This window comes from Pseudomonas antarctica, from assembly GCF_001647715.1.
Taxonomy (GTDB): Bacteria; Pseudomonadota; Gammaproteobacteria; order Pseudomonadales; family Pseudomonadaceae; genus Aquipseudomonas; species Aquipseudomonas antarctica_A.
Genome location: NZ_CP015601.1, coordinates 63,115 through 78,981, shown reverse-complemented (window position 1 = coordinate 78,981; position 15,867 = coordinate 63,115). Strand labels below are relative to the sequence as shown.

The 15,867-nt window shown below is 61.2% G+C and carries 14 protein-coding genes and 1 pseudogene; 10 read left to right on the top strand and 5 right to left on the bottom strand.

All coding sequences use genetic code 11. From position 1 onward, the window contains the following. Positions 1–177: 177 nt before the first annotated feature. Positions 178–933: pseudogene (locus A7J50_RS29800) on the top strand (rhodanese-like domain-containing protein); the annotation flags it as partial. A gap of 46 nt (positions 934–979) precedes the next feature. On the opposite strand, the gene A7J50_RS29795 reads toward A7J50_RS29800, so the two are convergent. The 5 genes from A7J50_RS29795 to A7J50_RS29770 form a co-directional block, all read right to left on the bottom strand. After that, on the bottom strand, positions 980–1,543 hold the full coding sequence (locus tag A7J50_RS29795) for a Type III secretion system effector HopBA1 (protein ID WP_420492101.1): 564 nt from the start codon (positions 1,541–1,543) through the stop codon (positions 980–982). Positions 1,544–1,985: 442 nt separating this feature from the next. Continuing rightward, a complete protein-coding gene (locus A7J50_RS29785) occupies positions 1,986–3,347 on the bottom strand; it encodes a hypothetical protein (RefSeq protein ID WP_156526330.1) in 1,362 nt (453 codons plus the stop codon). Between the two features lie 59 nt (positions 3,348–3,406). Continuing rightward, the gene (locus tag A7J50_RS29780) at positions 3,407–4,366 is read right to left on the bottom strand and encodes a lytic transglycosylase domain-containing protein (protein ID WP_064455101.1); all 960 of its coding nucleotides are present in this window, start codon (positions 4,364–4,366) and stop codon (positions 3,407–3,409) included. A gap of 44 nt (positions 4,367–4,410) precedes the next feature. Further along, complete coding sequence (locus A7J50_RS29775) at positions 4,411–6,744, bottom strand: type III effector HrpK domain-containing protein (protein WP_064455100.1); 2,334 nt, start codon at positions 6,742–6,744, stop codon at positions 4,411–4,413. 101 nt (positions 6,745–6,845) lie between these two features. Next, on the bottom strand, positions 6,846–7,382 hold the full coding sequence (locus A7J50_RS29770; RefSeq protein ID WP_064455099.1) for an RNA polymerase sigma factor: 537 nt from the start codon (positions 7,380–7,382) through the stop codon (positions 6,846–6,848). A gap of 245 nt (positions 7,383–7,627) precedes the next feature. Here A7J50_RS29770 and sctW point away from each other — a divergent pair, with 245 nt between their 5' ends. From sctW to sctR, 9 genes are read left to right on the top strand one after another with little or no spacing between them, the layout of a single operon-like run. After that, positions 7,628–8,743 carry a type III secretion system gatekeeper subunit SctW gene (sctW, locus tag A7J50_RS29765; protein WP_064455098.1) on the top strand — a complete coding sequence of 372 codons (1,116 nt, stop codon included), beginning with the start codon at positions 7,628–7,630 and terminating at the stop codon, positions 8,741–8,743. Continuing rightward, on the top strand, positions 8,743–10,839 hold the full coding sequence (gene sctV / locus A7J50_RS29760; RefSeq protein WP_064455097.1) for a type III secretion system export apparatus subunit SctV: 2,097 nt from the start codon (positions 8,743–8,745) through the stop codon (positions 10,837–10,839). The genes sctW and sctV overlap by 1 nt, the downstream gene beginning before the upstream one ends. A 17-nt stretch (positions 10,840–10,856) precedes the next feature. After that, on the top strand, positions 10,857–11,801 hold the full coding sequence (locus A7J50_RS29755) for an FHA domain-containing protein (RefSeq protein WP_064455096.1): 945 nt from the start codon (positions 10,857–10,859) through the stop codon (positions 11,799–11,801). After that, positions 11,798–13,147, top strand: coding sequence for a FliI/YscN family ATPase (locus tag A7J50_RS29750; RefSeq protein ID WP_064455095.1), 1,350 nt, complete (start codon positions 11,798–11,800; stop codon positions 13,145–13,147). Before A7J50_RS29755 ends, A7J50_RS29750 begins: the two co-directional genes overlap by 4 nt. Before the next feature lie 2 nt (positions 13,148–13,149). Continuing rightward, positions 13,150–13,593, top strand: coding sequence for a hypothetical protein (locus A7J50_RS29745; RefSeq protein ID WP_064455094.1), 444 nt, complete (start codon positions 13,150–13,152; stop codon positions 13,591–13,593). Continuing rightward, entirely contained in the window at positions 13,583–14,137 is a 555-nt protein-coding gene (locus A7J50_RS29740; protein ID WP_064455093.1) for a type III secretion system HrpP C-terminal domain-containing protein, read from the top strand. Before A7J50_RS29745 ends, A7J50_RS29740 begins: the two co-directional genes overlap by 11 nt. After that, positions 14,134–14,856, top strand: a complete 723-nt coding sequence (locus A7J50_RS29735) for a hypothetical protein (RefSeq protein ID WP_064455092.1) — start codon at positions 14,134–14,136, stop codon at positions 14,854–14,856. Before A7J50_RS29740 ends, A7J50_RS29735 begins: the two co-directional genes overlap by 4 nt. Next, positions 14,849–15,211: a FliM/FliN family flagellar motor switch protein gene (locus A7J50_RS29730; protein ID WP_064455091.1), complete on the top strand. Its 363-nt coding sequence runs from the start codon at positions 14,849–14,851 to the stop codon at positions 15,209–15,211. Before A7J50_RS29735 ends, A7J50_RS29730 begins: the two co-directional genes overlap by 8 nt. Then, a complete protein-coding gene (gene sctR / locus A7J50_RS29725) occupies positions 15,208–15,861 on the top strand; it encodes a type III secretion system export apparatus subunit SctR (protein WP_064455090.1) in 654 nt (217 codons plus the stop codon). Before A7J50_RS29730 ends, sctR begins: the two co-directional genes overlap by 4 nt. Positions 15,862–15,867 lie beyond the last annotated feature (6 nt).

The window sequence follows — 15,867 nt, the reverse complement described above, 5'->3', positions numbered from 1 at the left end:
ATCAAAACCCGTCTGACGCAGCTGCAATCGATGAAACTGATTCGATCCTGCTTAACGGTCATTACACTTTTCAGAGCAACGGCCGCATGATCGACCTGGAGGCCACCGTGGCCAGGCATGATCTGGGGTGACAAAATTTTCGGGGGTTCCGGCTTACACCCCCGATCTGCAACGCTGCAGCAAGAACCCAAGCGCACCACGTACCTGTTCGATGTGCGCACGCCGGAGGAATTCGAAGCCGGCCAATTGCCGTGCGCGCACTCCACGCCGAGCGGCCAGTTGGTGCAGGAAACCGACCACGTGGCCAGCGTGCGCGGAGCGCGGTTGTTGCTGGCCGATGACGACGGCGTGCGGGCCAATATGTCCGTGTTATGGCTGGCGCAATTGGGCTGGGAGGTGCATGTACTGGACGTACTGCAATCAGCGAACTTCAACGAACAAGGCGCGTGGGTTGCGCCGGTGCCGGCGCCCTTGCAGGCCGAACTGATCAGCCCCCACACCCTGGCCGAATGGCTGCCCCATGGTGAAACGGCGGTGCTGGATTTCACCCCAAGCGTCAACTACGTCAAACGCCATATCCCCGGTGCCTTCTGGGCTTTGCGGGCGCAATTGCCCCAGGCCCTGGCCAAGGTGCCGCCCGCCGAACGTTATGTGCTGACCTGCGGCACCAGCCAACTAGCACGCCTTGCGGTCGTCGAGGTCGAAGCGATCACCGGCAAACCGGTCTTCCTGTTGCAAGGTGGCACGCTTAACTGGATCGCCGAAAAACTGCCGCTGGAAGAAGGCGAGACCCATCTCGCGTCACCGCGTATCGACCGCGACCGCCGCCCATACGAAGGTACCGACAGCCCGAAGGAAGCCATGCAAGCGTACCTGGACTGGGAATTCGGCCTGGTCGACCAACTGGCGCGCGATGGGACCCACGGTTTCTAAGTGATCTGAGCCGCCCACGCCTGCCTGCATCCCTGTGTGGTGCAGGCTAGTTATTCGCGATGGTGGTTTCGATCAGCGGTTTATCATCAAGCGAGCGCATCCGACTCTGCCCCAGGGCCAGAGCGTCCTTTTCACCTTCGAAGGCAAATCCCATCACCGGCCCAGGACGCATGTCACTGGGCCCATTTGCATCGCCTGTTCGAAAGTGAGTCGCGCCGCCCCACACAATCGCCTTGCTCATGGATGCGCTTGACAGCTCTCGCACAAGTGCCATGTCCCACGCGCCATTCAACGCCAGCCTTTTTCTCATGTAGGCCAATGACTCGCGCAGATTGTTAGGCGCTGGCCCCGCAACGGCGCGGTCGATGCCGACTACTTTTATGCTGGCAGTCTTTAAGTCACAGATCGCCTTGGCCACGCGACCGGTCCATTCGTAACCATGCATGCCCCAGTCCTTATTCAAGAAATCCTGCACGGCGCCCTCGCCATGGGACAAGGCAGCTTGAAAGGCAGCGTTCTCTGAATACTTGATGAACTCGACCCCAGCCATTTCGACTCCAGCCTCTTTGAGTTTACTGGCCGCGCCGCTGACGAAGGCGGGAATCCCCAATTTTGCCGTGGGTGTCAGCCAGGTAAGTCACCTCATTCTTCGCGCACAGGCTCGCCAATATTTCCTGGGCGGGCATATCGATACGCCCATCTCTATCGATTGGAAACTGTGGAATAACAACCTTGGAAGCAATGGGTGACGCCTTGGGTGTGCTGACGCTTTGCTCTGCAATCGCAGGCTGCCTAAAAACGTGGTTTACAGGACCAACAGGGTTCATCGAATAGCCTCACAAGGTGAGTACATCGGTAGCGCTTCGCGGCACAGTTTTTTCAAGCATTTCCGTGAGTGAGCAAATACGCAGATGGGTTCCCTAGGGCGTGCGCCCAAAGCACGCGCACTACATGCGGTAGCGCCCTGGCTATTGGGTGCGACAGCGCGCTCGCGGCTGACCAAGCAAAAAAAACCCGGGAGCGAACCCCCGGGACTTTTTCATACCCGCCAATCAGACCTCGGAGCCACCTTGCGGATCAGCGGCCCGCGCCGGGCGCTGACGCAACCGGTTCGCCAAACCGGCGACTGCGTTAGCACCCGCCTCGGCGGCTGACGACAGGCCTTCAGCCACAGCGCTTGCTGCGCTCATCGTCTTGGCCGGCACGTCGTCTTGCAACGTCTTGGTCGCAGCCTTACTGACCGGGTTGGTCAACACCCCCACCGCGCCATAAGCGCCAAACGTCATGGCTGACATGGCAACGTTGGTAGCGCCGTCTGCGGCGGCGATGGCGGCAGACGAATATCCGGCCTTGGCCGCCGCGCCCTTGACCATGCTGCGGGCTACGGTTGCCAAGGCTCCGCCACCGCCCAGCGCCAAACCGTTTGCCGTTGCACTGCTGGCAGAAATGACGCTGCTCAGGGACTTGGCCGTGTCCGTCAAGATGTCCAGCGGCAGTTTGGCCAACCGCTTGCCACTGTTGATCAACGGGTCGCGTGTGGTGCTGCAATCTCTGAGGGTTTCATACTGCTTTTTCCAATCCTGGCGCCCGAACAGGTATTCGGGGCCGGCGCGGTGAGCGTGCAGGTCACTGCGGCGCGTGGCCAACGCATACCCTGCGCAAGCGGCCATGCCGCCGGCCGAACCAAACACGGTATCCGCCGCTGCAGCCGCCTTGGGGTGGCCGGTGCCCATCAGCGCCGTTGCCACCAGGCCCCTGGCAATGTTACGCAAACTGAACGTCTGATTCGCCAGCGCCGAATCCAGCGCACGGCGGCCCAGGTTCTCCGTGCCCCGGGCCTCCTGAGCCTGCTGCATCACTGGCTCAAGCACCTCGGCCGGCGCCTTGAGCCACATTGAGTCATGGGTAGTACGCGCAAGCACGCCACGGGCTGCCGTGTCGATCGCGCCGGAAAACGCCCCCCCAATAAACCCAGTATAGGCTAGGTGGCCAGCGGCCCTTTCGGTGATGTCCGGCACTTTGTCGAGCAGCACCGAGGCCACTGCAAAAGGTGCCGACCCCATCGCCCCAAGTGCCTGCAATGTTACCCGATCCATACGCGTGGCCTTGTCGAGAAAACGCTCCACGTCGTCCGCTGTCTGCCCCATCACCTGCAATTGCCCGGCACGGTCTTTGATCAATGCGCCTAGGGCCTGCTTGTTGGCGGGCGTTTCGTGCGGGGCAAAAATATCCGCCATCTTTTGCTCCAGGTCCAACAGCACCTGAGGATCATTGACGCTAGTGACCGGCGCGGCGCCGGCTATCGCGCTATGGCCCAGCGGCTGCATCTGGATGCCCTGGTTGCGTCGCTCAACTTCAAATGCCAACTCTGGCAATACCGGCGGATGAGAACTGATTCTTGGGGGATTACTCATGGTTATAGCCTCCTGGCGAATCGGGTAACAAAGTACTGCTTATACGGGTGAATAATGTTTTAAGCCGGTAATTGCCCCTGGCCGCTGCCGATGATCTGGGCGAATTGCTGCACGTTTTTCACGTAGTCCGGGTCGCCCACGCCGCCGACGTCCGCCAGGTTATTGCGGTTGACCTTGTCCGGACCCGAGTTGTACGCACGCAGCGCCGCACCGATATCACCGCCAAACGCCTTGCTCTGGTCACGCAGATAGAGCGCGCCGGCCATGATGTTGTCGTGGATCGCGTCGCCGTTGAATTTATCCGGGTTCTCGCTCTTCATTTCCGCAGCAGTGTCGGCGTTGACCTGCATCAAGCCGCCATCGGTCTTGCCATTGACGTTGGTGCTGGACGCATTTGAATCGCCACGGGATTCGGCCCAGATCTGCCCGGCGATAACGCTGGCGGGCATCCCAGTTTTCTGCGCGGCTTCCTGTATGTCGGCGCGATACGGTTCCAGTGCCGGCGGCAGGTGCAAGTCACCGCTGCCCGTCACGCTTGTGTTGCCCGACGCAGCGCTCGCAGGCGCATTGCCGGCCGCCGGGGCAGCTTGCGCTGGAGCAGCAGCGCCACCGCCACCGCCCTGGTTAGCCACGCCGCTACGTGGAATGTGCGGGGCAGGCTTGGACGAGCCAGAATCTCCGTTATCGGACCCCGAGTCGCCATTTTTTTGCATCAGTGACTGCAGGAACTGCATCACTACCTTGAGGATGTCTTCGATCATCTGATTGAGCGAACCACTCTGGTCCGCGTCACTTTTCTGATCAGCTGACTTGGGCTGTGTGGTGGTCGAGGAAGGGTCTGAAGGCGTGCCGAAGTCGATAGGTTTATCCTGACGTGCAGCAGTCAGTTCCTTGGCCCCGGCAGGCGCGCCCTGTCCAGCTTGCCCATGCTGCGCTGAGGCAGGCTGGCCCAGCACTTTCTCAAGGTCTTTCTCAATGTCTTGAATCGCGGTCCGCAGCGACGCAGGGGAAATATTCAAAGCGGTACTCCTTGGTGGTTAATCTCAGGAACGAGGCGTGTTGATCAATGCGGTTTGGGGATGCCGAACTGGTTGAGCGTCGGGTCGACGTTATGGTCGAACGCCTTGGCTTCTGCGTGCTTTTTCACCGCCGCAATGATCGCGGCGATGCCCAGGCCAATACTGGCAAGGGCATCCACTGCCCAGCCGATAGGACCGGCAGCGGCGCCAATAACGCTGGAAGCCATGGCCCCAGCAGCTTCTGCACCCACTGCCACCCCCACGCGAATCGCCGCACCGGCCGTCATGCGGCCCAGGCCCACGGTGGCTTCGTGGCCCGCCATCGAGCGCACCGCGTCCACACCGTCCTTGACGTCGCTGATACCCTTCTTGACGGCATCCACGTCGTCTTTGACGTTCTGCGCCTTTTGCATGGCCGTCATCGCCAGGGTCGCGGTGGCAGTTGCATCCCCATTGACCGCGCTGTTGAGGAAGCTGCGACCGGCCTTGGACTGCTGCAAGGCATCGAGGGTAGAACTCTGGAAGCCCGCCTGCTGGGCGCCGACAAACGCGGGCGGCAATACGCTTTCATAGGCCGCGCGGTGATCGTTCACGCTTTGGAGCGCCTGGGTGGCGCCGAGTTTCTTGCCACTCAGGCCCTGCTGCAACTCGCCGCCTTGGGTGAAGTTGGCCTGGTAAGCGTCCTGCATTTTCCATTGCAGCGCAGGCTGGTTGCCCAGCACCTGCTGCGCCGTCGGCACCTTTGCGTTGGGGCCAAGCAAATCCTGCTGCAACTGCAACTGGGCCGACAGGCCGATGGCGGCGCTGCTATAGTCGGGCGCCGCGGCACCCTTTTTCATGTTCTTCTCGGCCGTGTCCATATCCGCGTTCAGGGCCGAGCCGTTGTTGACCTTCTTCATCTGGTCGTAAACCGCCTTGGTCATCGAGGGGTCGCTGGCTACCAGGGCTTTTTCCTGTTCCGGCACGGCTTTTTGCAGATAAGCCTGCACGTCCGGGTCGTTTTGCAATTGGCCGATATCGTCGGACAGGGCTTTTTCGGTATCGTCGGTTTTGCGCAGGTCGCTGCCTGCATCGACGCTCAGTTTGGTCTGTTGCAACTTGACCATCACCGCCGCTTTTTGCGCGCCGGAGTAATTCTGCGGGTTCTTGAAAACGTCGGCGCCCAGCTTGCTGATATCGACGTTGGCCACCGCGTTGATGGTCGCGGCATCGCTGACCATGCTGGCGAATTCGCCGCCATTTTTTGGCGCCTGGTTTTTAATCCAGCCACTGATATTCGCCGCGTTAAACAAGCCGTCCGGGCTATGGGCCGCCAGGGCGTGACCCGACAACCCGCCTTGATCGAGTAGGTTGAAAAAACCCGGTTGCGACCAGGTTTTGGCGGCTTGTCGTGTCACACCTGCCAACCCCGGGTTGCTGTTTTGCAACGCGGCCAGGCCGGGCTGGTCGGTGAGGCCATCGACCTTGGTCTGGCCGTTGGCACCTGCGGCGTGCGCCGGGTCCGCAGCGGCAGTCAAGGGTTCGTTGGCGCGCATCACCGACGCAGAGATCACCATTTGCAGCGATTGCTCGTCGGCGTTCGGGTTGGCCTTCTGGTACGCCGCCAGGTCCTTGCTGGCGCCGTCGGCGGAGCTTTGCATCTGGCTGACGAACTTGCTGAGGTCTTTGTTGTTGATGATCCCATCGGCCTTGGGGTTGATCGCGGTATCGATAGCGTTTTCCAACGCCGGGTTGGCCTTGATGAACGCCATGGCCTGCGCACCATTGGCCCCGCCTTCCTGGGCCATCTGCGCGGCGGCGATCGGTCGGTTTAGCTCTTTTTCGGCCTGCAACTGTTGGTCGGGCGGCAGATTCGCGACCATCGGCGCCCAGCGCTTCAAGGCACCCGGGGTGTTGTATTTGGAGTCGTCCAGGAACTTGCCGCTGTCACTGGCGGGCGCTACCAAGCTGGTCGCCGGAGCCGCGGGTGGTAGTGCCGGGGCGGCGCCTTGCACCGGCGCTGCAGCCGTTGCAGGCGTAGAAGTTGTTGCAGGCGCAGAGCCTGAAGCCGCGCCTGCGCCAGGCTCCGACGCAGGGCAGCTTGCCGACTGGGGGTCAGCCAGCGGGTTGAACAGGATCTTCATGAACTGATCAATCTGGTTTTTGAACGAGTTCAACTCAGTGCCCAGCTGCTTCTCGAAATCCGCGATCTGGGCGTTGCCCGCATCCAGCGTATCTTGCGTTTGCTTCAGGAACTCTAGCGGCTGAGCGTGGGAGCCGAACTGCACGCCGCCGTTTTTTGCAGGCCCAGCATCGCCCTGACCGTCCGACGCTGCGGGCGACGCCTGGGAATCTGCGACAGAGCTGCTACTTGAAAACGGGGAATTGGAAATGCGCATAGGGGCCGCCACTTTCGGTTGGACATTTTTAATGCGTGGGACAAGAGCTACAAGAGGTTCCCTCCTCCTGTGTAATTAATTGGCCATCTGTGCCGCACAGATCAAAATCCGCTGGAGACTCGTCGCCTGAGTTGCTCACGCGCCCGTGACAGCCGCGAACGCACCGTCCCCACCGGCACCCCCAGTTGCGAGGCGGTGTCCAGGTAGTTGCCTTCCATTTCCATTGAGACGTGGATAATCTCCTGCATGTTCAGCGGCAAGGTTGCGATGGCCCTCACCACCCGCACCAGTTGACGGCTGCCATTGACCTCGTTAAACACATCGCTCTGATCGGTAATATCCAGCACTTCCCGCTCCTCCAGACAGGCCTGGAATGGCTGGTTATAGAGCTGGCGAAAATGGCTGCGAATCAGGTTCATCGCGATACCGCACAGCCAGGTCAGCAGCAGCGATTCATTGCGAAATTTATGCTCGTTTCGCAAGGCTTCAAGAAAGGTGCCTTGCAGCAGGTCCTCGACATCATCGGGGTTCATCACCTTCTTTCTGATGAACAACCGAACCTTCTGCAACAGCGTCTCATCGAGTTGGCGAAGCGCGGAAATACCAGTAGAAAACGTTGGCGAATCGATCACACACATGGACAAATACCATTTCAAGATATGTCCTACTTACAGAGCGATATACATGCCACAAATACACAAGCCCTATCCGGCTGTTTTATAAGCATATTTTTTATAAGGATTTTGGAAATATGCAAGATCCTGCACAAATGTATCTAGACCAATACATATTTATGCACACTTTTTCTATTGCCTTATCAAGTGGAACCCGTTAGCAAAAGCCCCCACTAACTAAGCATGATCCCCTGCGTCAGTGCCGCGCCATGAAAATTTCCGCGTTCAACCCCATCGTCGCGATCCAGCCAGTTTTCCCGGTTACGCCAAGGCCTGAAGCCACGTCTGCGGCCATGGCGCCGACGATCGCCAAAGACCAGGGCAGCACCCCTCAGCAAGTGGCCCGATTCACCTCGGCACTGATCCAGCAAAGCCAATCACTGAGCCAGCGCGACTTGGTGATCAGCAGCACGACGCTGCAATCCAAAGCGATGAAACTGGGTGAGCTGTACGAGTTGCTGATGGGCACCCAGGACTTGAACCTCGATTCAGTGGTGCGCAATTTGCGCAAGCAACTCAAGCGCCAGGTGATCGACAACAGCATCCTCGACGAGGTGCTGCGCTCGGCCGGCGGCGATGCGGCAAAAGCCCATGTGATGCTGCAAGCCGCCGCGCGCCAAGCCTTTAACGAAGGTGCCAGCGAGGAGCACGTGCTGCTGTCCCAGCAACTGCGGGTGCTGCGTCACCAACACGGCAACCGCGCACGCGCGGGCATCAACACGGCCCGCGCCTTTGCCCGCTCCAGCCTTAACCCACGCCGCCGGCAAACCCTGCGCGACCTTTACTACAACGGCGTAGTGGGCCAACCCACGATTTCCAGCCTGATCGACACCCTCCTCGGCCAGGAAGAAGGCGAGCACCACTTCGAGCCGACCCTGCGCGACTTGCGCAGAGCGATCGCCGACGACATGGCCGCCTTCACCCCGTCCAGCACCCGCCAGCAACTGCGCACGCTGATGCACGGCCTTAATACCGCCCGACATGTATCCACCTTGTTGCACAACTGCGAACACTTGCTGGGGCGCATGCGCGGCAAGAACCCGGCGCTGCAACTCAACGCACCGACCTTTCTCAAGCACCTGCTGGTGTTGTCGGGCAAGGGCATGAACCTGCATGAAACCCTGCAGCTGACGCAATTTATTGGTGGCTCACAACTCAAGCATCAGCTGTCGTTTCTCAATGGCCTGCGTCCGATGCTGCAACAGTTGCCGATCCTGTTGTGGAAAGACCTCAAGGCCCGCCAGAACGCCCTGGGCAACTTGCTGATGCTGATGGCCGAGTTGACCCAGCAAGAGCAAAAACTGGCCAAGGGGCGACCTGTCTGATGCACAAAATCGTCAACCTGCTGAACCAGATCGCCCTAGCGGCCATGCGCCGCTCCGAGATCGTTGGGGCATTTGTGGTGCTGGCCATCGTGTTCATGATGATCACGCCGCTGCCGACCTGGCTGGTTGATATCCTGATTGCGGTCAACATCTGCATCTCCTGCCTGCTGATCATGCTGGCCATGCACCTGCCCCGGCCCCTGGCTTTCTCGACGTTTCCGTCGGTGCTGCTGATCACCACCATGTTTCGCCTGGCGCTGTCGATTTCGACCACGCGCCTGATCCTGCTGAACCAGGATGCCGGCCACATCGTCCAGGCCTTCGGCCAGTTCGTGGTGGGCGGCAACCTGGCGGTGGGCATGGTGATCTTCATGATCCTCACGGTGGTCAACTTTCTGGTGATCACCAAGGGCTCGGAACGGGTTGCCGAAGTGGGTGCACGCTTCACCCTCGATGCGATGCCCGGCAAGCAAATGTCCATCGACAGCGACCTGCGCGCCAACCTGATCAACGTGCAGGAAGCCAAGCGCCGGCGCTCTGAGCTGGGCAAGGAAAGCCAGCTGTTTGGGGCCATGGACGGCGCGATGAAGTTCGTCAATGGCGACGCCATCGCCAGCCTGATCATCGTGGCCATCAACATGATTGGCGGCATCTCCATCGGCGTTATCCAACATGGCATGAGCGCCGGCGATGCGGTGCAGCTCTACACCGTGCTGACCATCGGCGACGGCCTGATCGCGCAGATTCCGGCCCTGCTGATCTCCGTGACCTCGGGCATGATCATCACGCGCGTGAGCAACGACAACGCGGCGGCCGACGCCAACATCGGCCGCGAAATTGCCGAACAGATCACCAGCCAGCCCAAAGCGTGGATCATCGCCTCGGTGGCCATGCTTGGCTTTGCCGCCATGCCGGGAATGCCCACCGCCGTATTTATCACCATCGCCATCATTTGCAGCCTCGGCGGTTTCCTACAATTGCAGCGGGCCAAACCCAAGGTGGTGACCGAACAACCGGTACACGTCTCCCCCGAGAACAATGGCAAGGAAGACTTGCGGGTGTTCCTGCCGAGCCGGCAATTTGTCCTGCAATTTCACCCCTCACAGAACCGCGCACTGGTGGAATCGCTGGTCAGCGAGATCCGTCAGCGTCGCAACCGTTTGGTGGTCAATTATGGCCTGACGTTGCCCTCGTTCATCATCGAGTACCTGTCCCATCTTGAGCAGGACGAGTTCCGTTTCGTGGTCTACGAAGTGCCGATGTTCAAGGCCACCCTGAGCCAGACCCATGTCGCCATTGACGCCCAGGCACGAGTCGTCCATCAGCTGGAACAGGCTATCACCGGCACCGTGGACCGCCAGGAAAGCCAATGGCTGTGGATGCCCGGCGACGCACCGCAGTTGCAGGGCCTGCCGGTGGTGACCGCCAGCACCCTGATCATCGAACGTATGGAGCGCGCCTTGCAGGTGTGCGGGCCACAATTTATCGGTTTGCAGGAAACCAAGGCGATTCTCGGCTGGCTGGAGTCGGAACAACCGGAGGTGGCCCAGGAGCTGCAGCGTGTGGTGCCGCTGGCGCGTTTTTCCCAGGTGCTGCAACGCCTGGCATCGGAATGCGTACCGCTGCGCGGCGTACGGGTGATTGCCGAGACGCTGATCGAACACGGCCAGCACGAACGCGACGTCACCGCCCTCAACGACTATGTGCGCATCGCTCTCAAATCCCTGATCTACAACCAGTATTGCAGCGCATTAGGCCTGCAGGTGTGGCTGCTGACCCCGGAAAGCGAAGGCATCCTGCGCGACAGCTTGCGCCAGACCCAGACCGAAACCTTTTTTGCCCTCAACAGCGAGTCCAGCCTGTTGCTGGTACAGCAACTGCGCATGGCGTTCCCGCTGCGCTCCACCGAGCGTGCGGTGATGTTGGTGGCGCAGGATTTGCGCAGCCCGCTGCGCACGCTGCTGCAAGATGAATTCCACCATGTGCCGGTGCTGTCCTTCGCCGAAATCAGCAATGCCGCCGAAGTCAAAGTGCTGGGTCGCTTCGACCTTGAAGACGAGTGTTCCCCACAGGAAGAAGACGAATATGCCGCATGACACCTGGAGCCTCTGCGATGTTTGAACTGCGCGTACTCAACGGCCTGCACCAGGGCGCCGCACTGCCGCTGATCGGCGAGCAATGGCTGATCGGTGCGCATGCCGACCATGACCTGGCGCTGTACGACCCAGGCATCGCGGCGCTGCATTGTCGCCTGAGCCGCACCGAAGCGGGCTGGAAGCTGGATGCCGAACAAAGCCTGATCAACGACGCCGAAGGGCATGCCCTCGCCACCACGGTGCTGACCCCCAACCAGACCTTTGTGCTCGGCAATGTGTGGCTGTGCCTGGCGCCTGCCAAAGAGGCGTGGCCGCAAGTGCCGATGCTGGTGGCGCCGACACAGCCGCCGGTGCACGAACCGATCGCCGCACCGCGCCCGTTGCCGCCGCCGCGCGTGTCACGGCTAAAGCTGGCGTGCGGGGTACTTGCCGGTTTGGTCGTCGGTGCAGCAGGCGCCTCCTGGGGTTTGAGCCGCACTGTGGGCGTTCCGGCGCCGGCCGCCGTGGCGCAACAGAGCCCGCCGGCTGCTGCATCCGCCAAACCCGCGCAGGCGCCGGTATCGGAAAAAATCAGCCTGACCAGCCGCGATGAAGTACGGCGCCGCCTCAGCACGTTGCTCAGTGATCGCCTGCTGACCGAGGTCAGTGTGGAAGACAGCGACGACGGCCTGGTCCTCCAGGGTCACCTTAAAGACGACGCGCTGCCGATCTACACGCGCATGCTCAAGGGCTTCAACGAACGCTTTGCATCGGGTGTGCCGGTGCTCGACAAAGTCACCGCCGTGGGCACCGGCCTGCCGTTTGCTATTGTGCAAATCATCTCGGGCAGTAACGCACACCTAGTCACCGCCGACGGCCACCGGATGTACCTCGGCGACCAGTTAAAGGGGCTGCGCCTCGCGCGCCTGGATGAGCAGCACATCGAGTTCGACGGCGACCAACACATCGAGATGCACTGGTGAACCCCGCCCTCGCGCGTTGGACCGAGGAACAGCGCACACGCCTGGCCCACTGTTCGGCCGTGCGCATCAGCGGGCGAGTGTCGGCGGTCAGCGGGATCTTGCTGGAGTGCCAGGTACCGGCGGCCAAAATCGGCGACCTCTGCCAGGTCAGCAAGGGCCACGGCAGCACCATGCTCGCGGAAATCGTAGGCTTTACCCCCCAATGTACTTTGCTCAGCGCCCTTGGCACGCCCGAAGGCATCCAGGTCGGGGCGCGTATCGAACCGCTGGGCATGGCCCACCGCATTGGCGTGGATGACCAACTGTTGGGGCGCGTGCTCGATGGTTTCGGCCGACCGCTGTTGGGCGATGGCGACGGCGCCTTCGCCGGCTTGCACGACCCGCGCACCACCACCCCGGTGATTGCCGCCGCGTTGCCGCCGATGCAGAAACCACGCATCAGCAATGCGCTGCCTACCGGCATTCGCGCGATTGACAGTGCCATTCTGATCGGTGAAGGGCAGCGCGTCGGCCTCTTCGCCGGCGCCGGTTGCGGCAAGACCACGCTGCTCGCGGAGATGGCCCGCAATATCGACTGCGACGTGATTGTCTTCGGCCTGATTGGTGAGCGCGGGCGCGAACTGCGTGAATTCCTCGACCATGAACTGGATGACGAACTGCGCCACCGCTCGGTGCTGATCTGCGCCACATCCGACCGTTCGAGCATGGAGCGTGCACGTGCGGCCTTCACCGCCACGGCCATTGCCGAAGCCTACCGCCAGCGCGGCCTGAAAGTGCTGTTGCTGATCGATTCGCTGACGCGTTTTGCCCGCGCCCAACGGGAAATCGGGATTGCCGCCGGTGAGCCACTGGGCCGCGGCGGCCTGCCGCCCTCGGTGTACACATTGCTGCCGCAGTTGGTGGAGCGCGCCGGCATGAGTGAAAACGGCTCGATTACCGCGATTTATACCGTGCTGATCGAGGCCGACTCGATGAACGACCCAGTGGCCGACGAAGTGCGTTCGCTGCTGGACGGGCACATTGTGTTGTCGCGCAAGTTGGCCGAGCGCGGGCACTACCCCGCCATCGACGTGCCGGCCAGCATCAGCCGGATCCTGGGCAATATCACCAGCCGCGAACACGTGCGCAACAACAACCGCCTGCGCCAGTTAATGGCCGCCTACCGACAAGTGGAAATGCTCCTGCGCCTGGGGGAATACCAGGCCGGGACGGATCCGGTCACCGACTGCGCGGTGCAGCTGCACGAAACAATCAACCAGTTCCTGCGCCAGGACCTGCGTGAGCCTGTGAGCCTCGACGACACCCTGGCGCGCCTCGATTACATCACCTCGCAATTACCGGATTGAACATGGACGAAGACCTGGAAGTAGACCTGGACCGCGCTGCATTGGAGCACGCCATCTGCGTACTGACGCCGTTGCGCCTACACCGTCAGGCGAGCGCAGAACGTGCCCGTCGGCAAATCGAGCAGGAACTGCACCAGCTCCAGGAGCAGTTGCTGATCAGCACGGCTTCGCTCAATCAGGAACGCGATAACCAGAAGCTGCGACGTCAACAGCTGTCGGACACGCACCTGGAAAGAACCATGGAGCTGAACGATATCGAACGTTGGCACGAAAAGGAGCGACGCATGCTCGACCACCTCGCGCACATCCGTCAGAGCGTCAGCCAGTTGCGCGGACGCATCGAGGAGCAGGAGTACCAACTTCAGCAAGCGCAGCAAGCCGTCAAGGCGCACCAGCGTGCGGTGGAAAAACTCTCCTGCATGAGTGAGAGCCTTGATGAGAACTGAGCCGATTAAGCACCTGGCACCGCCACCGGCGCCGGTAAAAACAGCCGCCGTGCCCGCCACGCCTTACCCGACCGGCAACCCGGCGCCCAAGCGCAATGACGTGCTGCGCAACCGTCAAGCCGACAGCCGAGTGCTGAGTGACAGCAGCCCGCAGCTGGACGCTGACGGTGTGCTCTTTGAGCAATTGATCGCGCCGCTGCCGGGCGAGCAGGACGATCAGTCCGGCTCACAGGACGGTGGGAGCAGCCATTTTTCAATGTTCACGCCCATCGAGGGCGTCCCGACACAGCTGGTCGATGAACTGGCACTGCGGCTGCCAGACGTGGGCAATCGCCCGTTCAGCGCCACCCTGCTGATGCCCAACCTGGGCAAGGTACAGATCCAGGCGCAAAAAAATCCCTCCCATTGGGCGATCCGTCTGAGCTTCTCGCGTCGCGATGTGCTGGGGCGCCTGGGCCGCCATCAGCCCGCCTGCGAGGAGGCGTTTTCCCAGGCCCTGGGCCATGCCGTGGAGCTGTCTCTACAGCCGGCAGGTGACGCATGAAAGCCCTGGCACTGCGCCGCATGTCATCGACGATGGCGAACGCGTGCCAGGCGCTGGGGCGCGGACGGTGGCTAGCGTATGGCAGCGGCGAAACGTCCGGATACTTGACCCTGGGCCCGTTGTTACAGCCTGGCAGCTACCCCGATGACCTGCGCCTGAACCTGTCGAGCAAACACGGCCCGCTGCAACTGAGCAATGCCGACGCACTGTTGAGCCTGCTGGGGGAAACCCCGGTCATTGCCGCTGGAGAACTACAAGCGTGGTACTGGCAGTTGATCAATCAACAGTTTCCAGACGCTATTTACGACCTGCTTTCGCCTCTCGAACCCATACCGCAGGCTTGCCCACCGCTGGCCGAGTGCCTGGAGTGCCGCATCGGTGTCGAGCGCGGCGGCGAGCGGGTCCACGGAGTAGTGAAGTGCGGCGCCGACATCCTGCTACAGCTGTTCGATGCCGCCCCTTGGCACTACCTCGAACAGCAATGGCCGCAGGACTGGCCCTTGCACTGCCCGCTGGAACTCGGCCGCTTGCAGCTGAGCGTCAATGAACTGCGCTCATTACGCCCCGGCGATGTGTTGCTGCCCGCCACCCCGCGCTTCGACCCCCAGGGCCAGGGCCGATTGCTGTTGGGTGAGCGCCTGTGGCGCGTACACAGCGAAACCTTGAACGACCAATTGCAGCTCCGGCTGCTTCACGAGGAAGACCTACACCATGAATGAGCCACACTTTGGGGCCGATAGCGACGTGGGCAAGAAAGAAGCCAGTGTCCCGTTCGACGAAGAACCTAGGCAACCCTGGGACGACCACGCCCCGACAGACATGCCAGCTCACGACGCCGCGCCCGCCTCTGCGCTGAACGGTTTGAGCCTTGAACTGACTGTACGCGCAGGGGATGTCAGTTTTACCCTCGACGAGATGCAACGCTTAGCGCCGGGTTCGGTGGTGGGTATTACCGGCATCGCGCCAGGTGAAGCCACGTTGTGCCATGGCGAACGCGTGGTTGCCCACGGTGAGCTGGTAGACGTAGATGGGCGCCTGGGCCTGCGGATTACCCGTGTGGTATTTGATCGATGATGTTGGACGGCATGAACCCCATCATGCTCGCGCTGTTTTTGGGTGCGCTGTCGTTGATCCCGCTGTTTCTGATCGTCTGCACGGCGTTCCTGAAGATCTCCATGGTGCTGCTGATCACCCGCAATGCCATCGGCGTGCAACAGGTGCCGCCGAACATCGCGATGTATGGCATCGCCCTGGCCGCGACGCTGTTCGTCATGGCCCCGGTGGCCCATGAGATTCAGCAACGGATCAACGACAGCCCACTACAGATCGGCACCACCGAAAAGCTCGAGGCCAGCGCCAACAAGGTCATCCAGCCGTTGTTGCACTTCATGACCCGCAATACTGACCCGGATGTGCAGGCCCATCTGCTGGAAAACACCCATCGTATGTGGCCGGCCGAGATGGCCGATAAAGCCAACAGCAACGACCTGCTGCTGGCGATCCCGGCGTTCGTGCTCTCGGAGCTGCAGGCCGGGTTTCAGATCGGCTTTCTGATCTACATCCCGTTCATTGTGATTGACCTGATCGTTTCCAACCTGCTGCTGGCGCTGGGCATGCAAATGGTGTCGCCGATGACCATTTCGCTGCCCCTCAAGCTGCTGCTGTTCGTGCTCGTGCAAGGCTGGTCACGCTTGCTCGACAGCCTGTTCTATTCCTATCTGTGAGTGTGG